Below are 17,314 nucleotides of genomic sequence, written 5' to 3'. Positions count from 1 at the left end.
AGCGGTCATCGGATGCCCCCGCTCCCGGCGACAACACCCCCCGGATCATCAACGACAGGGCGAGACAGTCATACCGGAACCGGCGACCCGGCCCCGACCACCGGGACCTACCAAACATGGTAATGGGGTGATTGATTCCGGTCTCACCCGCCGCCCGTCCGTGATTTCCTCTTCCTAGAGTTCGATGTTCTGCGCCAGCATGGCGATGGCGTCGTCTTTGTGTTCGATCCACCATGCGGCGTCGTCGCGACGCAGCACCTGTTTGCGGAGTTCGGCGAACGCGTCGTGCTCGCCTGCGCGGGCGTGACGTGCGAGGGCGTCGACCTGGTTGAGGGTGCGACGTCGTATCGGTTCGGCCCGGTCGCAGTCGCGCTGCGTGCCCCACAGATCGCAGAAGCCCTTGAGCTCGTTGTCCCAACGATTGACGTGCCCGGCGCAGGAGTCGCACATGGACTGTTCGGCCTTGCGGATGCGCTGCTCGACCACCACATAGGGGCCGTCGGCGCTGATGCGTTCCTGATGCCCGCAGACATGGGTGATGATCCTCCAGAACATGATGCACCTCGAATCCCTGCACTACAGTCGAACAAATATTCGAATAATGGTATCGAACATATGTTCTAACCTAGGCTGGACGTCGGACGGTGACCGGTCGCGGCGTCGCGTCGTGGGCTACTCGTCGCCACATCATGTACGTATTTTTGACGTACAATTGGGGCATGGCGACAATCATACAGAAATCATCACGTTTGGATATCCGTCTCACCGAAGAGCAGCGGGCGCTTATCGAGCGGGCCGCTGCGTTGACCGGCTCGACAATCACCCAATGGACGGCGCGTCACCTCATCGAAGCCGCACGCCGCGATATCGACGAGGAAACGACCTTGCGACTGGACGATGCCTCATTCGACGCTTTCCTGGCTGCGTTGGAGGCTCCCGTACCTGACGCGGCCAAGGAATTGATGGCGAGGGACCCGCAATGGGCTTGACGCGTTCCTTCCTGAAGCCGCGACGTTTGGAGGAAAACGACGATATGCAGGATTTCTCCTGCGGCGTTGCGCTTATCGACGATTGGGCTCACGGGCGAGCCTTGAGCGCCGTAAAACACGGTACCGCGGTGCCCTATATATCGACCACCGCCGAAGGGGAGATCGCCGGCTTCTACACCCTCAGCGCCTATTCGGTGAACAGGGACAGCGTATTGGGCGGTTGGCTGCGCCGCAATACGCCCGATCGGATCCCCGCGATCCTCATCGGCATGCTCGGCGTCGACAAGCGCTTCCAAGGGGATGGACTTGGCTGGAAACTGCTGCAGGATGCCATCATGCGAGCTCGCGCCATAAGCCGGCAACTCGGCTCGCGTGCCGTAATCGTCGACCCCTATGATGACAGTGCCCGATCGTTCTATGAGCATTTCGGGTTCAAGCCGATCCCCGGCAGTGACGGCATGTATCTCAGATTGGTGTGATTCATCGATTGATTCGGCATCCAAAACGTGGGCGCCACCTCAGATTTCCCCGTAGAAGTCTTCGGTGCTGTATTCCTTCCACTTGAGGTACATCTCCCGATAGTTCTTCTTGATGAATTTCCGGATGGTAGCGACTTCCTTCGTGGTGAGTCTGCCCTGTCACTCGAGTGTGGTGTCGCCGTTGGCCTTGACGAAGAATTTCGCGGATCCTGATTCGGTGAGTTTGGTGTCGCTGGCGTGGACGTGCATGCACTCGATGACGCAGAACGACGTGAAGTACAGGAAGTATCCGGCGACCATGAACTGGAAGTACTTAGGCATGGTCATCCTCCAGAAACTCCCTGTTGTTCCGGTAGTAGTCCTGCACGATGCCGGCCTCCATATCGTCCATGCTGGTTTCCAGCACGTCGCCCGCACGGTCGAGCACTACGGCCGAATCGGGGTCGTTGAGATTCAACACCCGGATGTGTCCGTCATTGGTGCTGGTGAACGCATACCCGTTGACGATCATCTTCGCGGCGTTGGCGATTGCTTCGATGCCAGGCATGGGCTATCTCCACTTTCTTGATCGGCTTCAGGAACCGGTCGGCGTCGATGTACAGATCCTTGAGTATAGGGGCCAAGTCGGTGTATTCCTCTTCGGGCGCGGTGTCGTGCCTGTATTTCGCATCCACGACGAGGTAGCCGTTTCCGTCCCATTGCTTGACCGCGGTGTACCGTTCCAGCGAATAGGGTGCCCTGAACCGGATGCGGGTCGATCCATGCTTGAACACGGTGAAACCGTTCTCGGTACCGAGGTATGCAGTGTCGTCGTCCGGTTTCCGGACATTGGGGAGTGTGGGCATGAGCTGTTCTCCTTCGGATACCATCGTGGATGATCGGCCCCTGTGCTTCGATTATAGGTGCGGAAAGCCCTGGCGTCTCAGACATTTGCGGTGTGATGCTTTGACGTTGCTCTGATGTGCCTGGTTGTTGTTCCGCCTCTGCTATGACACGGAACAAAAACCAGACCACATCCTTGCGCTCGTTAGTATGGGCTTCATGATTATTACGGACCTGCCGAAGGCCGAGTTCATGATGCCGGGACCGGAACGCGACCGGTTGGTCGGGCTCATTCTCGACGGCACGAAGACCGCCACCGCGACATTGCTCATCGACTATGTCGAATGCGACGAAGCATTGCCGAAGATTGGGAACCGGTCCGTGCTGGTGGATTCCGATGACCACGGCGTGGCGGTGTTGACCACCACCGACGTCAGCGTCGTGCGGCTGGCCGACGTCACCGACCGGCAGGCGATCGACGAAGGCGAAGGCGATGCGACCGCGGCGCAATGGCGGCGCACGCACGAAGCGTTCTGGAACTCCGACGAATACCGTGCCGGGTTCTCCGATCCGACGTTCCCGTTGGACGACGACACCCTCGTGGTGCTGGAGCACTTCGCGGTGACGGAAACGGAAACACCCGGGCCGGAAACGGACACGTCCAAGTTCAACCGATAATCGCGGCCGGATGGCTCGAATCATGGGCACGACACAGTGCCAGATTTCCGCCGCACCCCCAGCCTCCAAATAATCAACTTCCACACCCGCGTCGAATGACCATCAAGCCTATAATCACAAAAAAATCCCCGGGGTTTCATGATATTTCGCATGAGTGACGTTCCGGGGCATTCGCCAGCAGTATAGCCAGCATGAGTCCCGAAAGTCAACCTGTTACGCTCGCCGATTTGCAACGATGGTTCTCCGTCGAACGCATGGACACCTATGTGCGTTCCGCACAGGCCACCGGATGCGACGTGGTTGGCTTGTACGTATGGAACGGGCGCGTCTCCAAAGCTCTGCTCGAAGACATCGCACACGTGGAGGTGCTGCTGCGCAACTTCATGTCCGTTCGCCTCGCCAAGGCCTGCGGACACGATGACTGGTACCGGGACGACGCGCGATTCCGGTTCAACTCGTCGAAAGCGAGACGGTTTGAGAACTCAATCGACGAAATCGAACGTCAGATACGGTACTCTGGCAAACCGGTCACGCCGGGGCGTGTGATTGCCGACATGTCACTCGGATCATGGTGCTTTCTGCTCTCGTCCAGATTGGAGCGGACCGTGTGGAGGGCGCTTCGCGACCCGGCGAACTGCGGCATGCCGAACTATCCGTCTCGCAAGCGTGCCATGTTCGAGAGCCATGTCAAGACGATGCGCGACCTGCGTAACCGTCTGTCGCATCAGGAGCACATCGTGCTTGACAGCCTTGCCGACGAACAACACTATCTGGATGAGCAGTGCGTCAATCTAGACTGGATTGCCCGCGCCATCGACCCGAAGGCCGCCGACTGGATACGCGGCCAATCACGAGTGGCGACATTGCGTGCGAGGCGTCCCTAATTCCGACTTCTCAGTATGTTTCGCGTGAGTGACATCCGCGGGGCCATACGCTCGTTAGTATGGGCTTCATGATTGTTGCGGACTTGCCGAAGGCCGAGTTCATGATGCCGGGGCCGGAACGCGACCGGTTGGTCGGGCTCATCCTCGACGGCGCGAAGACCGGGCGTGAGCCAGATACGGCCGGGAATCGCGGATGGCTGAGCGCTGACGTTGTTCTCCGCCCGGCTTACTCCAGACGATGCAGGTACGGCGCGGGAACCGTCTTGGTCAGCCATACGCCGTTGACGGAACGGTAGAAGACGTGGCCGTCACGGCGCATCCGCGCGGCGTCGACCAGATAGACCGCAGGCTTTCCGTGCCGGCTGCCCACCTTCTGCGCCGTCTGCGCATCAGGGGAGAGGTGGACGTACAGACGGCTCTCGGGCAACAGCCCGTTCGCGTCGATGGAGGCGGTGAACCGTTGGGCGGTGCCGTGATACAGCGTTTGGGGTGGCTCGGTTTCAGGTAGTTCCACGTCCACCGGGATGGAATGGCCCTGGTTCGCCCGGATCTTCGTCCCGTCCTCGTTGAAGGAATACCGCTGCTTGTCGTCGGTGCGTACGATCTCCTCCAGCATGGCCCGGTCGAACTCTGGGTGTTCCCTGCCGATGCCGGCGATCAGCGCGTCCACGTCGGCCCAGCCGTGCCGGTCCAGCGTGATGCCGATGGCCTCCGGCTTGTGACGCAGGATCAGACTTATGAATCTGCTGATTCGCGTCAGATCGGCCGCCGCGTCCTGTCCGTCGTGTTGCGTGTCACGTCGCATGGCATGCCTTCTTCCGTGTCCGTGGGATTCGATTATACGAGATGGGGCTCAGCGGCCGAAGCCGCTGAGCCCCATCTCGTGGTGGACCGTGTTGCGGGTCAGTCCTCCTGCGTCTCCTTCGGAGCGGAGAGGAAGTGCTCCTCGCTCGGCAGGACGGCGTTGAGGATCACGGCCACGACGAACGCGACGGCGATGCAGTTCGAGGCGAAGATCTGCTGGAACAGGGCCGGGAACTGGTCGAAGATGTCGCTCACCTGCGTGAAGCCGATGCCGATGGTGAGCGAGAGCGCGGCGATGGTGATGTTGCGCTGCGTGAAGCCCGCCTCGGCGATCATCTGGAAGCCGGAGAGGATGATGTTGCCGAACATCATGATCGTGCAGCCGCCGAGCACCGCCTGCGGCAGCGAGTTGAACACCTCGGCGATGGCCGGCACGAAGCTCGCCACCACGAGGATGAGGCCGCCGGAGAGGATGACCTTGCGGTTGACGACCTTCGTCATCGCCACCAGGCCGATGTTCTGCGCGAACGAGGTGAGCGGCAGGCAGCCGAACAGGCCGGACACGGAGGAGATGAGGCCGTCGCCGGCGATGGCGCCCGCGGTCTCCTTCTCCGTGGGGAGCCTGTTCAGACCCACCTTGGTGAGGGCCGCGGTGTCGCCGAGCACCTCCACGGAGGAGACGACGTACAGCAGGCCGAGGGAGATGATCGCACCCCAGTCGAACACCGGCTTGAACGGCATGAACTGCGGCACGGACACGATGGCGAGATTCTGGAAGCCGGAGAAATCGACCTTGCCCATGCAGATGGCCGCCACATAGCCGACCACCAGGCCGAACAGCACGGACAGCTGCTTGGCGGTGCCCTTCATGAGCAGCTGGAACGCGAGGCACGCCACCAGCGAGATGAGACCCAGCGTGAGGTTCTGCCAGGAACCGAAGTCCTTCGCGCCCGAACCGCCGCCGAACGAGGTGGCGCCCACGTTGAGCAGCGAGAAGCCGATCGACGTGACCACGATGGCGGAGACGATCGGCGGGACGAACCGGCGCCAGTACTTCGCCGTCAGACCCAGCACCAGCTCCAGCAGACCGCCCACCAGCACGGCGCCGACGACCGCGCCGTAGCCCTTGTCCGCGCAGATCGCCACGGCAGCCGCCACGTACGTGAACGAGATGCCCGTGACCATCGGCAGCTTCGAGCCGATGCGCCACGCGCCGTACAGCTGCAGGCAGGTGCCGAGGCCCGCCACCAGCAGACCGGCCTGGATGACGGCGGCGGACTGTTCGGCGCTCATCTTCGCCGCGGAGGCGACGATGAAGATCGGGGCGAGGTTCGCGACGAACATCGCCATGACGTGCTGCAGACCGAAGGGGATGCCCTTCCAGAAGGAGACCGGCGCGTCGAGGGAGGTCAGCGCCTCCATCGAGATGCCGGAGGATTTCGTGTTCTTCTCCATGATTCCTCTCTTGGGTTTCGTTATCTCTCTATCTCATGAAAACGGCTCCCTTGCGGAAGGGAGCCATGCGTGAAGTCACGCGGAAAACCGGATGGTCAGGCGCGGAACTCGATGTCGCCGGTCTCGGCGTCCATCGATTCGACGACGGCGAGCGAGTCGACGTCGTAGCCTTCGGCGCGCAGCGCGTCACCGCCGCCCTGGAAGCCCTTCTCCACCGCGATGCCGATGCCCTCGACGACCGCTCCGGCCGCCTCGCACAGGGCGATGAGGCCGCGCAGCGCCTTGCCGTTGGCGAGGAAGTCGTCGATGAGCAGCACATGGTCGCCGGCGTTGAGGTACTTCTTCGCGACGATCACCGGGAACTCCTTCTGCTTGGTGAAGGAGTAGACGGTGGTGGTGTACTGGTCGCCGTCCAGGTTGATGGACTGCGCCTTCTTCGCGAACACCACCGGCACGCCGCCGAAATGCTGCGCCGCGACGCAGGCGATGCCGATGCCGGACGCCTCGATGGTGAGGATCTTCGTGATGGTCTTGCCGGCGAAATGCTCCGCCCAGGCCGCGCCCATATGATCGAACAGCGTCACATCGCACTGGTGGTTCAGGAAGGCGTCCACCTTCAGCACGTTGCCGGGCTTGACGGTGCCCTCCTTGCGGATGCGCTCCTCGAGTTCCTTCATACAACCCCTTTGACGAATTACGGGTAACGGATGGATGAACAGCCAGTCTACGCCGTATCGGTGACCATGCCGAAAGCCTTCGCAGGGCGCGACGGACGCCGACGCGCCGGGACGCATCGAAACCGGAGCATATCGCCCGCCCGACGACGGCATGTGGTAGACATGGATGGCCGAAAACCACGGCATGGACATGGCACGGACACGAAAGGGGAGCGGCATGCAGCAGGATCCGGACGTCATCGTGAGGGGAGCCGACGAACTCGTCGGCGACCTCAACCCGCAGCAGTCCCAGGCGGTGCAGTACCGCGGCCAAGCGCTGCTCATCGGCGCGGGCGCCGGCTCGGGCAAGACGCGCGTACTCACCCGGCGCATCGCATGGATCCTCAGCCAGTTCGGCGCATGGCCCAGCCAGATCCTCGCCATCACCTTCACCAACAAGGCAGCCGCCGAGATGCGCGAACGTCTCGAAACGCTCATAGGCCCGGTGGCCCAGCGCATGTGGGTGTCCACCTTCCACTCCGCCTGCGTGAGGATTCTGCGCCGCGACGGCAAGGAGATCGGCCTCAAGAACGGCTTCTCCATCTACGACTCCGCCGATTCCGAACGGCTCGTCAAGATCATCGCCACCGAATTCAACATCGACGTGAAGCGGTACACGCCGCGTTCCATCCTCGGCCGCATCTCCGACTACAAGAACCAGCTCATCGGCTGGAAGACCCAGCTCGCCACGTACGCGCCGGACTTCAAACCCGGGCAGCGCGGCTACAAGATCGGCACCGTCGGCGACGTCGAGGCGCTGTACGCCGTCGTCTACGCCGAATACGAGCATCGGCTCGCCCTCGCCAACGCCGTCGACTTCGACGACCTCATCGTACGCACCGTAGAGCTGCTGCGCGACCACCCGGACGTGGCCGCCTACTACCACCACAAGTTCCGCTACATTCTCGTCGACGAGTACCAGGACACCAACCACGCGCAGTACGTGCTTGTGCGCGAACTTGCCGGCGTGGACTCGGGGGAGCGGGGGCAAGGCCCCACCGCCGGGCGCGAGGGCCCCGCATGGATCACCGTGGTGGGCGATTCCGACCAGTCCATCTACGCGTTCCGCGGCGCCGACATCCGCAACATCCAGGACTTCGAGCAGGACTTCCCCAACGCGAGGACCATCATGCTCGAACAGAACTACCGGTCCACGCAGACCATCCTCGACGCGGCCAACGCGGTGATTTCCCACAACGAGGGCCGCAAGCCCAAGAAGCTGTGGACCGCGCTCGGCAAAGGCGAGCCGATCGTCGGCTACGCGGCGGACAACGCGCAACAGGAGGCCCAGTGGGTGGCCGGCGAGATCGCCCGCCTCCACGCCGAGGACGGCACCGCCTACTCGGACATGGCCGTCATGTACCGCGCAAACGCGCAGTCCCGCTCCCTCGAGGAGGCGCTCATCAACGCAGGGCTCCCGTACCAGCTGGTCGGCGGCACCAAGTTCTACGAGCGTCGCGAGATCAAGGACGCGCTGGCCTACCTGCAGGCCATCGTCAACCCGGATGACGACGTGAACCTGCGCCGCATCCTCAACGTGCCCAAACGCGGGCTCGGCGCACGCGCCGAAGGCATCATCCTCGAGTACGCGCGCGCCCACGGCGCCAGCTTCTTCTCCGGCCTCATGCGCATGGATGAGATCGAAGGCATCCCCACCCGCACGTTGAACCAGCTGCACGCGTTCCGCGACCTCATGGCCGGCCTCTCCTCGTTCGCCCGCGCGAACGTCACGAAGCCGAGCGAGATCGTGGCCGAGGTGCTTGACAAGTCCGGCCTGCTCGCCGAGCTGCGCAAATCCACCGACCCGCAGGACGAGTCCCGCGTGGAGAACCTCTCCCAGCTGCAGTCCACCGCCGCCGAATTCGAGCAGAAGACGCCGGACGCCACGCTCGCCGGATTCCTCGAGACCACGGCCCTCGTGGCCGATTCCGACCAGCTGCCCGGCGAGAACGAGGACTCCGGCAAGGTCACGCTCATGACCCTCCACACCGCGAAGGGCCTCGAATACCCGGTGGTGTTCCTCACCGGCATGGAACAGGGCACGTTCCCGCATTCGCGTTCCATGGAGGACACGAGCGAGCTGCAGGAGGAGCGCCGCCTCGCCTACGTGGGCATCACGCGCGCCAAGCGGCGCCTGTACGTCACGCGCGCCGCCGTGCGCGCCCAATGGGGACAGGCCGCGGACATGATGCCCAGCCAGTTCCTTGACGAGATCCCCGAGAACCTCATCGAATGGAAACGCCGCGAGGCCGGCGTGGAACGCATGCGCTCCTCGTGGGACGGCGACGACGAGTTCGGCGGCTGGGACGACGACTTCCCCTCCTCCGGCGCCACGTTCGGCGGGTCCGGCTCGTCGTACGGTTCGTATGGTTCCTCGTCGTATGGTTCCTCGTCCTATGGGTCCGGTTCGCGCCGTTCCTCCTACGGTTCCGGCTCGTCCTACGGATCGGGTTCGCGGTCGTCGTACGACTCCGGTTCGGGCCGTTCCTCCCGCGGAGGCGGGCGATACGGTTCCGGCTCCTCGTACGGTTCGTCGTCATACGGCTCCTCCTCGTACGGTTCCGGATCGTCGCGCTCCGGCTCCCGCTCCGGCAAGGTCACGACCCGACGCGTCGCGCCGAAGACGAACGCCAAGGCCGCGCCCGCATCCTCGCTCGCGCAGGACAACGGGCTGAACATCGCGGACTTCGCCGTCGGCGACCGCATCACCCACGACCGCTACGGCCTCGGCAAGGTCGTCGACGTGCAGGACAAGGGCCGCAACTCGGTCATCACCGTCGACTTCGGATCCGACGGCGTCAAGCGCCTCATGCTCCGCGTGGCGCCGATAGAGAAGCTCTGACCCCCCGTAGCAGAAAACCCAAGGAAGTCAAGACTTGTTTTTCCTCGGTGCATCTGCTCATAATGCGTGACGTTCTTTCGCCGGCCGCATCGGCCGCGCGACCCACGCAGTAGAGAGACAGAGAAACCCATGAAGAACAAGCTGTTCGCGTCCCTGCCATCCATCGTGCTCGGAGCCCTGATCGCCGTCGCGCCGCAGACCTTCGCGCACGCATGCCAGGGCCACGGCGCGCCCGGCGCATGCCACTACTCGCAGCAGGCCGCCACCGGCATCGGCGTGGCCATCCTTGCGCTCGGCGTCATCGCGCTGTTCGTCGAACCCAAGGTCCGCGTCGGCCTCAACATCGCGGTGATCGTCGACGCCGTGCTGCTGTTCGCCGTGCCCACCGTGCTCGTCGGCATCTGCAAGGGTGCGATGATGCACTGCCGCATGGTCATGCTGCCCACGCTCATCGTGCTCGGCGTGCTGCTCGTCATCTTCGCGGCCATCGCCATCCGGCTCGACTCCCGGGCCGGAACCGCGCGCCGCTGACCGGAACAGGCCGCACGCCCATGGCATCCATCATCATCACCCCGGGGAGCCTGCCCCTGGAGAATCTGAAACGTCGGCCGCTGCGCACCGCGGCCCTGCTCGTCGTCGTCACCGTGCTCGCCGCGGCGTTCTTCGGCGGGTCGATGCTCGGCATCAACCTCGGCAACGGCATGCGCAGCATGGAACGGCGCCTGGGCGCCGACCTCATGGTCGTGCCGCAGAACACCGAATCCAAGGCCGAGGCGCTGCTCACCGACGGTACCCCCAGCACCTTTTACCTCACCAAGGACGTCGCGCGAGCCGTCGAACGGGCCGACGGCATCGAACAGGCAAGCGAACAGACCTACATCGCCTCGCTCGCCGCCGCATGCTGCGCCGAAAAGCTTCAGATCATCGGCTATGACCCGGCCACCGACTTCGTCATCGAACCGTGGGTCGCCTCCCAATTCGACGGCGAGCTGGAGGACGGGCAGATGGTCGCCGGCGCGAACGTCAACGTCTCCACCGACGGCACCATCGAACTCTATGGCCGCAAATGGCCGGTCGTCGCCCAGCTGGCCAACACCGGCACCAGCCTCGACAACTCCGTGTTCATCAACCAGGACACCGTGCCCGACATGGTGGAGGCCTCGGCCGCCGCCTCCAGGCGCGCCATGCCCGCCGAATACGCCGGCAAGGCCGTCTCCGCCGTGATGATCAAAGTGAAGGACGGCTATGAGCCGCAGCAGGTCGCCGCATCGATCAAAGGACTGGACACGGACTTCGAACGTCTCGGATACGTGTACCCCGGCGGCGTGACCGCGGCGGCCAAGTCCGCCCTCGGCACGCTCGTCGGCTACGTCGCCGTCTTCGTCGCCGCCCTGTGGGCGATGGGCGTCATCGTCCTCCTGGCCGTCTTCGCCGCATCCGCCAACGAACGCAAGCGCGAGTTCGCGTCCCTACGCATCATGGGCGCGACCCGGGGCATGCTCTACGGCGTCATCGCACGGGAATCGGCGATCATCGGCATCGCCGGAGGCGCGATCGGCGTCGCGGCGGCGTCGCTCGCCCTGTTCCCGTTCAGCGCGCTGATCGGCCAACGGCTGGAACTGCCGTATCTGCAGGCCGGGCCGATCGCCATCGCCGCGGTGGCCACGGCGACGCTCGCCTTCGCGACACTCGCCGGCACGGGCGCCTCCCTGGTGTCGATGCGCCGGCTCGCACGGCCCGAGGCGTACCTGACCTTGAGGGAAGGGGAGTGAGATGACGGTTCCGGTTCCCCACCTCCTGCACGTCGAGGACCTCACCAAACGCTTCACGCGGCGCGGCGAGCCGTTCGACGCCGTATCCCACGTCTCGCTCGTCGTCGACGAGGGGGAGTTCGTCGCCATCGTCGGCAGGTCCGGCAACGGCAAAAGCACGCTCATCAACATGATCGCCGGACTCGTGCGGCCCACGTCCGGCTTCGCCGCGATCGACGGACGCGACGTCTCGAAGCTGCGCGACCGCGAACTGTCCGTCCTGCGCAACCGGACGCTCGGATTCGTCACGCAGGGCCAGACGCTGCTGCCCAACCTCACGGTGCTCGACAACGTCGTCCTCCCCGCCACGATGTTCCCGGACGAGGCGACGGGCCGGAGCGGGGGACGTGACGACGAGGACGCCGTCGTCGGCCGCGCGCTCGGCCTGCTGCGTCGCCTCGGCGTCGAGGACCTCGCCGGATGCCGTCCGCGCGAACTGTCCGGAGGGGAGGCGCGCCGCGTGTCCATCGCACGTGCCCTGATGAACGGGCCGCGACTGCTCATCGCCGACGAACCCACCGGCGACCTCGACCAGGAGAGCACCGGCATCGTCATGGGACTGCTGCGCGAATCCGCGGACCACGGCACGGCCATCCTCATGGTCACCCACGACCCCGACGCGTTGAAGGCGGTCGACCGCATCCACCGCATGGACGCCGGCCGACTGTCCGAGGCCCTGCCCGCATGACGCCGACGCGCTGTCCGCGGGGACGGTCCAGACCCCGGGTGTATATTGGACGATTGGTGTCTGCCGCAAGGCGACGCCGTCTGGAGTCTTAGCCCGTCAACGGGTCGGCAGCCGGGAGCACAAACGGTTCCGGCCGCTCGTGAGCGATCACGACGAAGCGTTGGAGAGGCCCGACTCAGCGCGGCTTGCCACAAGTCCGCGTTCCGTTCAGATAACGACAGAAAGATAAAGGAACAACAATGACGAACGTTCAGCGTTCCCGCCGTCAGGTGCGCCTGTCCCGCGCCCTCGGCATCGCCCTGACCCCGAAGGCCCAGCGCATCTTCGAGAAGCGCCCGTACGCCCCGGGTGAGCACGGCCGCACCCGTCGCCGCACCGAGTCCGATTACGCGGTGCGTCTGCGCGAGAAGCAGCGTCTGCGCGCCCAGTACGGCGTGTCCGAGAAGCAGCTCCGCGCCGCCTACGAGAAGGCCACCCGCACCGCCGGCCAGACCGGTAACGCCATGCTGCAGGATCTCGAGGTCCGCCTCGACAACCTCGTGCTGCGCGCCGGCATCGCCCGCACCACCGCCCAGGCCCGTCAGTTCGTGACCCACCGCCACATCCTCGTGGACGGCAACATCGTGAACCGCCCGTCCTACCGCGTCAAGCCCGGCCAGACCATCCAGGTCAAGCCGAAGAGCCAGACCATGGTCCCGTTCCAGATCGCCGCCGAAGGCGTGCACCGTGACGTGCTGCCCGCGGTCCCCGGCTACCTCGACGTGAACCTGGCCTCCCTCAAGGCCACCCTGACCCGCAAGCCGGAGGCCGAGGAGGTCCCGGTGCAGGTCAACATCCAGTACGTGGTCGAATTCTACGCCCGCTGATCCGGGCCCACTTCTGTATCCATATACAGTCAAGGACATACCGTTCGAACCCCGCGTCCCGGTTGGGCGCGGGGTTCGCGCGTTCCGGGACGCGATGCGGGGATGTAGAGTGGAACCATGATTCTCCACCTGCATCTGGTCCGCCACGGGCAGACCACGTTCAACAAGTACAACAGGCTCCAGGGATGGTGCAACGCGCCGCTCACCGCCTCCGGCCTCGCCGACGCGGACAAGGCCGGCCGCAAGCTCGAAGGCTACGAGTTCGCCGCCGCGTACTGCTCGGACACCTCCCGTGCACAGATCACCGCCGCCAGGATCCTCGACATCAACGAGGCCGCGGGACACCGGCGTCCCGAACTCGTCTCCGACATGCATTTCCGCGAACAGTGCTACGGCTACTTCGAAGGACAGGACATGTCCCTCGCATGGACCGCCGCGGGCGGTCCCCACGGCGCCGGAAGCTACAACGCGATCGTCGAGAAATACGGACTCGCCGCCACGCGCGACTTCCTCAAGGAGGCCGATCCGTTCCACGACGCCGAATCGGACGCCGAATACTGGACGCGCGTCGAGGGGGCGTTCGCGCTCATCGCCGCCAACCCCGCGCTCAAGGACGGGGACGACGTGCTGCAGATCTCCCACGGCAACACGCTGCTCAGCCTCGGACACCGCTTCGGCGGCGACGACCTCGACCTGAGCGCACGGCCCGCCAACGGCTCCGTCACCGACATCGATTTCGACACCGCCAAGCCGTTCTCCGAAGCCCTCACCATCGTGTCGTACGGCAAGTGATACTCTTGTGCGAGTAATTCTTCACAACAGGGAGGCACAATGGGAGTAGGAGAGATCGCCGGCCTGGTGGCGGCGATTGCGTTCGCCGTGCTCGCCGGGTTCATGATCTATCCGCTGATCCGCCTTGGCAAGATGTTCGACCAGATCGCACAGACCGTCAAGGACAGCGGCGACCACGCCATCCCCGCGCTTGACGAGAGCGTCACCACGGTCAAGCAGGTCAACAAGTCCCTCGAGGACGTGAACAAGATCTCCGCCGCCGCATCCACCACGGCGAACAACGTGGGCGCGCTCACCGACCTGTACGGGTCCTTCCTCGGCAAGCCCGTCATCAAGGTGGCGTCCGCCATGTACGCGGTCAAGTCCACCGCCCAGTCCTTCCTCGCCAAGAAGACCGCCGTCCAGGGTTCGGAAGGCAAGGGGGAGTGATGTTCAAACGACTCTTCTGGGTGGGACTCGGCTTCGGGCTCGGCGTCATCGCCGTCACCAAGGCCCAGGCCTACGTCAAGGCGAACACCCCGGACGCGGCGCGCCAGTTCCTCCTCGGTCCCGACCAGGACCATGTCGGCATGAAGACGCTCGAAGGGCTGGTCAACGAGTTCAACGCCACGCGCCGAGCCCGCGAGGCTGAACTCACCAGGCAATACATCGCCGAGCGCGGCTGATACGCGCGTCGGCCATCGCCAAAATCCGCCGCGGACAACACGCACACACGTATCGCATCAAACCAATACGGTCCGTGAGGGTGCGCTCATGCCCTCACGCCCAACCAACAACAAGGAGCACCATCCACCCATGCGCACTTCAGAAATCGCGAAGCGCTACCTCGACTATTTCGCGGCCCACGACCACATGGTGGTCCCCTCGGCCTCGCTGATCTCCCCGAACCCCACCACGCTGTTCACCATCGCCGGCATGGTCCCGTTCATCCCGTACCTCATGGGTGAGCAGACCCCGCCCCACAAGCGCATGGCCTCCAACCAGAAGTGCGTGCGTACGCTCGACATCGACGAGGTCGGCAAGACCACCCGCCACGGCACGTTCTTCCAGATGATCGGCAACTTCTCCTTCGGCGACTACTTCAAGGAGGAGGCCATCCACTATGCGTGGGAGCTGCTCACCTCCCCGCAGGACAAGGGCGGATACGGCTTCGACCCCGAGAAGCTGTGGATGACCACGTTCACCGACGACGAGGAGGCCCGCTCCATGTGGGTCAACGAGGGCGTCGACCCCGAGCACATCCAGAAGATGGGCATGGAGGACAACTTCTGGACCACCGGCGGCCCCGGCCCCGGCGGCCCCTGCTCCGAGATCTACGTGGACCGCGGCCCCGCCTTCGGCAAGGAGGGCGGCCCGATCGCCGACGAGAACCGCTACATCGAGATCTGGGACCTCGTGTTCGAGAACTACGAGGTCGACAACGTCAAGTCCAAGACCGACCTGCACATCGTGGGCGAGCTGGAGAACAAGAACATCGACACCGGCGCGGGCCTGGAGCGCCTCGCCTACCTGCTGCAGGGCAAGAACAACATCTACGAGACCGACGAGGTCTTCCCCGTCATCGAGGCCGCCGAGCGTCTGTCCGGCCGCAAGTACGGCGAGGACGAGGCGATGGACGTCAAGTTCCGCGTCGTGGCCGACCACGTGCGCTCCGCGCTCATGATCATGTCCGACGGCGTGCGCCCGTCCAACAACGGCCGCGGCTACGTGCTGCGCCGCCTGCTGCGCCGCACCATCGAGGCGATGCGCGTGCTCGGCGTCGAGGACGCCGTGCTGCCCACCCTGTTCCCGACCTCCAAGGCCGCCATGGAGCCCAGCTACCCGGAGCTCGACAAGACCTTCCACGAGGTCAGCGAATCCGCGTACGGCGAGGAGGATGCCTTCCGCCGCACCCTCACCTCCGGCATCGAGATCCTCGACGTCGCCGTGAAGAAGGCGAAGAAGGACTCCGAGTCCGGCGCCGAGGCCGTCGTCTCCGGCGACGACGCGTTCAAGCTCCACGACACCTACGGCTTCCCGATCGAGCTCACGCTCGAGATGGCCGCCGACCAGGGCGTCAAGGTGGACGAGGCCAAGTTCCGCGAACTCATGGCCGAGCAGAAGGGCCGCGCCCGTGCCGACGCGCTCAAGAAGCGCCACAACGTGGACCTGTCCGTCTACGACGACTTCAAGAAGACGCTCGCCAAGCCAATCGACTTCCTCGGCTACACCGACATGTCCGCCCGCGCCACCGTGCTCGGCATCATGCAGGAAGGCAAGGGCTCCGTGCCCGCCGTCACCGGTCCGGCCACCGTCGAGGTCGTGCTCGACCGCACCCCGTTCTACGCGGAGGCCGGCGGTCAGCTCGCCGATCAGGGCGAGATCCTGTCCGACGACGGCGCCGTGCTCGAGGTCGACGACGTGCAGAAGCCCATCAAGGATCTCATCGTCCACCAGTGCCGTCTGACCGAAGGCACGCTGGTCGTCGGCACGCAGGTCAACGCCAGCATCGACCTGGCCCGCCGCGGCGCCATCGCCCGCTCCCACACCGCCACGCACATGGTGCACAAGGCGCTGCGCGAGGAGCTCGGCCCGCAGGCCACCCAGCGCGGCTCCGAGGACGCCCCGAACCGTCTGCGCTTCGACTTCCAGTGGTCCAAGGCACCGACCAAGCAGGTCATGAGCGCCGTCGAGGAGCGCGTCAACGACCGTCTGCGCGACAACCTCGCCGTCACCACCAAGGAGATGAAGTTCGACGACGCCATCGCCCTGGGCGCCATGCACCTGTTCGGCGAGAAGTACGGCGACATCGTGCGCGTCGTGTCCATCGGCGAGGACGGCTGGAGCCGCGAGCTGTGCGGCGGCACCCACGTGGACCACGTCGGCAAGATCGGCGCCATCAACATCATGTCCGAATCCTCCATCGGCTCCGGCGTGCGTCGCGTCGACGCCGTGGTGGGCGCCGGCGCCTACGAGTTCAACGCGCGCGAGCACGCCCTCGTCTCCCAGCTGAGCGACAAGCTCAACGCCCGCCCGGACGAGCTGGCCGAACGCGTCAACGCGCTGCTCGCCAAGCTCAAGGAATCCGACCGTCGCCTGGCCGCCATGTACGAGAGTCAACTGGCCGCGGCCGTGCCCGAGCTCGTCAGGAACGCGCAGGCCTCGAACGCGACCGTCAAGGTCGCCGCGAAGAACGTGGGCCACTTCGGCTCCTTCGACGCACTGCGCAAGACCGTGCTCGACGTGCGCTCCCGCCTCGGCGAGGAATCCCCGGTGGTCGTGGCGCTGGCCGGCGTCAGCGCCGAGGACAAGCCCATGGTGGCCGTGGCCACCAACGAGGCCGCGCGCAAGCTCGGCATCAAGGCCGGCGACCTCGTGCGCGGCGCCTCCAAGATCCTCGGCGGCGGTGGCGGCGGCAAGCCGGACTTCGCCCAGGGCGGCGGCGCCGACGCGTCCAAGCTCGACGAGGCGGTCTCCGCTCTCGAACGCGAGGCGCTGAAGGGCTGAGC

At 64.8% G+C, this 17,314-nt stretch carries 20 protein-coding genes; 13 read left to right on the top strand and 7 right to left on the bottom strand.

The window, feature by feature from the left end:
• Positions 1 to 174: 174 nt before the first annotated feature.
• Positions 175 to 555 carry a hypothetical protein gene (locus JS531_RS04975; RefSeq protein WP_214313549.1) on the bottom strand — a complete coding sequence of 127 codons (381 nt, stop codon included), beginning with the start codon at positions 553 to 555 and terminating at the stop codon, positions 175 to 177.
• A 164-nt stretch (positions 556 to 719) separates the two neighbouring features.
• Here JS531_RS04975 and JS531_RS04970 point away from each other — a divergent pair, with 164 nt between their 5' ends.
• Positions 720 to 989 (top strand): DUF1778 domain-containing protein, encoded by a 270-nt coding sequence (locus JS531_RS04970; protein WP_214313547.1) that lies wholly within the window; start codon positions 720 to 722, stop codon positions 987 to 989.
• Positions 980 to 1,468 (top strand): GNAT family N-acetyltransferase, encoded by a 489-nt coding sequence (locus tag JS531_RS04965; protein WP_240542036.1) that lies wholly within the window; start codon positions 980 to 982, stop codon positions 1,466 to 1,468. The genes JS531_RS04970 and JS531_RS04965 overlap by 10 nt, the downstream gene beginning before the upstream one ends.
• A 159-nt stretch (positions 1,469 to 1,627) precedes the next feature.
• Here JS531_RS04965 and JS531_RS04960 read toward each other — a convergent pair whose 3' ends face one another.
• The 3 genes from JS531_RS04960 to JS531_RS04950 are packed head-to-tail and all read right to left on the bottom strand — an operon-like array spanning position 1,628 to position 2,313.
• Positions 1,628 to 1,795 (bottom strand): hypothetical protein, encoded by a 168-nt coding sequence (locus JS531_RS04960; RefSeq protein ID WP_214313545.1) that lies wholly within the window; start codon positions 1,793 to 1,795, stop codon positions 1,628 to 1,630.
• Positions 1,782 to 1,928 (bottom strand): hypothetical protein, encoded by a 147-nt coding sequence (locus JS531_RS04955; RefSeq protein ID WP_214313543.1) that lies wholly within the window; start codon positions 1,926 to 1,928, stop codon positions 1,782 to 1,784. Before JS531_RS04955 ends, JS531_RS04960 begins: the two co-directional genes overlap by 14 nt.
• Positions 1,929 to 1,941: 13 nt before the next feature.
• Positions 1,942 to 2,313: a hypothetical protein gene (locus tag JS531_RS04950; protein WP_214313541.1), complete on the bottom strand. Its 372-nt coding sequence runs from the start codon at positions 2,311 to 2,313 to the stop codon at positions 1,942 to 1,944.
• 196 nt (positions 2,314 to 2,509) lie between these two features.
• Between JS531_RS04950 and JS531_RS04945 the strand changes: the two genes are divergently transcribed.
• Positions 2,510 to 2,968: an ASCH domain-containing protein gene (locus JS531_RS04945; protein ID WP_240542035.1), complete on the top strand. Its 459-nt coding sequence runs from the start codon at positions 2,510 to 2,512 to the stop codon at positions 2,966 to 2,968.
• Positions 2,969 to 3,222: 254 nt separating this feature from the next.
• The gene (locus JS531_RS04940; protein WP_214313537.1) at positions 3,223 to 3,852 is read left to right on the top strand and encodes an Abi family protein; all 630 of its coding nucleotides are present in this window, start codon (positions 3,223 to 3,225) and stop codon (positions 3,850 to 3,852) included.
• 226 nt (positions 3,853 to 4,078) lie between these two features.
• Here the strand turns inward: JS531_RS04940 and JS531_RS04935 are convergent, their stop codons facing one another.
• The 3 genes from JS531_RS04935 to JS531_RS04925 all read right to left on the bottom strand — a co-directional run bounded on the left by JS531_RS04935 (position 4,079) and on the right by JS531_RS04925 (position 6,788).
• Positions 4,079 to 4,657 (bottom strand): RNA 2'-phosphotransferase, encoded by a 579-nt coding sequence (locus tag JS531_RS04935; RefSeq protein ID WP_214313535.1) that lies wholly within the window; start codon positions 4,655 to 4,657, stop codon positions 4,079 to 4,081.
• A gap of 98 nt (positions 4,658 to 4,755) precedes the next feature.
• On the bottom strand, positions 4,756 to 6,114 hold the full coding sequence (locus tag JS531_RS04930; RefSeq protein ID WP_214313577.1) for a nucleobase:cation symporter-2 family protein: 1,359 nt from the start codon (positions 6,112 to 6,114) through the stop codon (positions 4,756 to 4,758).
• Between the two features lie 92 nt (positions 6,115 to 6,206).
• Positions 6,207 to 6,788, bottom strand: a complete 582-nt coding sequence (locus JS531_RS04925; protein ID WP_214313533.1) for a xanthine phosphoribosyltransferase — start codon at positions 6,786 to 6,788, stop codon at positions 6,207 to 6,209.
• 217 nt (positions 6,789 to 7,005) lie between these two features.
• Here JS531_RS04925 and JS531_RS04920 point away from each other — a divergent pair, with 217 nt between their 5' ends.
• The 9 genes from JS531_RS04920 (at position 7,006) to alaS (ending at position 17,312) form a co-directional block, all read left to right on the top strand.
• Positions 7,006 to 9,669 carry a UvrD-helicase domain-containing protein gene (locus JS531_RS04920; RefSeq protein ID WP_214313531.1) on the top strand — a complete coding sequence of 888 codons (2,664 nt, stop codon included), beginning with the start codon at positions 7,006 to 7,008 and terminating at the stop codon, positions 9,667 to 9,669.
• Between the two features lie 129 nt (positions 9,670 to 9,798).
• Positions 9,799 to 10,200 carry a DUF4418 family protein gene (locus JS531_RS04915; protein WP_214313529.1) on the top strand — a complete coding sequence of 134 codons (402 nt, stop codon included), beginning with the start codon at positions 9,799 to 9,801 and terminating at the stop codon, positions 10,198 to 10,200.
• A gap of 20 nt (positions 10,201 to 10,220) precedes the next feature.
• Complete coding sequence (locus JS531_RS04910; protein WP_214313522.1) at positions 10,221 to 11,441, top strand: FtsX-like permease family protein; 1,221 nt, start codon at positions 10,221 to 10,223, stop codon at positions 11,439 to 11,441.
• Position 11,442: 1 nt separating this feature from the next.
• Complete coding sequence (locus JS531_RS04905) at positions 11,443 to 12,168, top strand: ABC transporter ATP-binding protein (RefSeq protein ID WP_214313520.1); 726 nt, start codon at positions 11,443 to 11,445, stop codon at positions 12,166 to 12,168.
• Between the two features lie 239 nt (positions 12,169 to 12,407).
• Positions 12,408 to 13,034 (top strand): 30S ribosomal protein S4, encoded by a 627-nt coding sequence (gene rpsD / locus JS531_RS04900; RefSeq protein ID WP_034528049.1) that lies wholly within the window; start codon positions 12,408 to 12,410, stop codon positions 13,032 to 13,034.
• 117 nt (positions 13,035 to 13,151) lie between these two features.
• On the top strand, positions 13,152 to 13,826 hold the full coding sequence (locus JS531_RS04895; RefSeq protein WP_214313518.1) for a phosphoglycerate mutase family protein: 675 nt from the start codon (positions 13,152 to 13,154) through the stop codon (positions 13,824 to 13,826).
• A gap of 39 nt (positions 13,827 to 13,865) precedes the next feature.
• The gene (locus JS531_RS04890; RefSeq protein WP_214313516.1) at positions 13,866 to 14,255 is read left to right on the top strand and encodes a DUF948 domain-containing protein; all 390 of its coding nucleotides are present in this window, start codon (positions 13,866 to 13,868) and stop codon (positions 14,253 to 14,255) included.
• Positions 14,255 to 14,491, top strand: a complete 237-nt coding sequence (locus tag JS531_RS04885; protein WP_214313514.1) for a hypothetical protein — start codon at positions 14,255 to 14,257, stop codon at positions 14,489 to 14,491. Before JS531_RS04890 ends, JS531_RS04885 begins: the two co-directional genes overlap by 1 nt.
• 130 nt (positions 14,492 to 14,621) lie before the next feature.
• Positions 14,622 to 17,312 (top strand): alanine--tRNA ligase, encoded by a 2,691-nt coding sequence (gene alaS, locus JS531_RS04880; RefSeq protein WP_214313512.1) that lies wholly within the window; start codon positions 14,622 to 14,624, stop codon positions 17,310 to 17,312.
• Positions 17,313 to 17,314: the final 2 nt, after the last annotated feature.

The organism is Bifidobacterium sp. CP2 (assembly GCF_018555635.1).
GTDB lineage: Bacteria > Actinomycetota > Actinomycetes > Actinomycetales > Bifidobacteriaceae > Bifidobacterium > Bifidobacterium saguinibicoloris.
This window is presented reverse-complemented; position numbering and strand designations above follow the sequence as displayed.

Coding starts and splice junctions, on each gene's coding strand:
- JS531_RS04975 (WP_214313549.1), bottom strand. CDS start 555: ATGTTCTGGAGGATCATCACCCATGTCTGCGGGCATCAGGAACGCATC.
- JS531_RS04970 (WP_214313547.1), top strand. CDS start 720: ATGGCGACAATCATACAGAAATCATCACGTTTGGATATCCGTCTCACC.
- JS531_RS04965 (WP_240542036.1), top strand. CDS start 980: ATGGGCTTGACGCGTTCCTTCCTGAAGCCGCGACGTTTGGAGGAAAAC.
- JS531_RS04960 (WP_214313545.1), bottom strand. CDS start 1,795: ATGACCATGCCTAAGTACTTCCAGTTCATGGTCGCCGGATACTTCCTG.
- JS531_RS04950 (WP_214313541.1), bottom strand. CDS start 2,313: ATGCCCACACTCCCCAATGTCCGGAAACCGGACGACGACACTGCATAC.
- JS531_RS04945 (WP_240542035.1), top strand. CDS start 2,510: ATGATTATTACGGACCTGCCGAAGGCCGAGTTCATGATGCCGGGACCG.
- JS531_RS04940 (WP_214313537.1), top strand. CDS start 3,223: ATGGACACCTATGTGCGTTCCGCACAGGCCACCGGATGCGACGTGGTT.
- JS531_RS04935 (WP_214313535.1), bottom strand. CDS start 4,657: ATGCGACGTGACACGCAACACGACGGACAGGACGCGGCGGCCGATCTG.
- JS531_RS04925 (WP_214313533.1), bottom strand. CDS start 6,788: ATGAAGGAACTCGAGGAGCGCATCCGCAAGGAGGGCACCGTCAAGCCC.
- JS531_RS04920 (WP_214313531.1), top strand. CDS start 7,006: ATGCAGCAGGATCCGGACGTCATCGTGAGGGGAGCCGACGAACTCGTC.
- JS531_RS04915 (WP_214313529.1), top strand. CDS start 9,799: ATGAAGAACAAGCTGTTCGCGTCCCTGCCATCCATCGTGCTCGGAGCC.
- JS531_RS04910 (WP_214313522.1), top strand. CDS start 10,221: ATGGCATCCATCATCATCACCCCGGGGAGCCTGCCCCTGGAGAATCTG.
- JS531_RS04905 (WP_214313520.1), top strand. CDS start 11,443: ATGACGGTTCCGGTTCCCCACCTCCTGCACGTCGAGGACCTCACCAAA.
- rpsD (WP_034528049.1), top strand. CDS start 12,408: ATGACGAACGTTCAGCGTTCCCGCCGTCAGGTGCGCCTGTCCCGCGCC.
- JS531_RS04895 (WP_214313518.1), top strand. CDS start 13,152: ATGATTCTCCACCTGCATCTGGTCCGCCACGGGCAGACCACGTTCAAC.
- JS531_RS04890 (WP_214313516.1), top strand. CDS start 13,866: ATGGGAGTAGGAGAGATCGCCGGCCTGGTGGCGGCGATTGCGTTCGCC.
- JS531_RS04885 (WP_214313514.1), top strand. CDS start 14,255: ATGTTCAAACGACTCTTCTGGGTGGGACTCGGCTTCGGGCTCGGCGTC.
- alaS (WP_214313512.1), top strand. CDS start 14,622: ATGCGCACTTCAGAAATCGCGAAGCGCTACCTCGACTATTTCGCGGCC.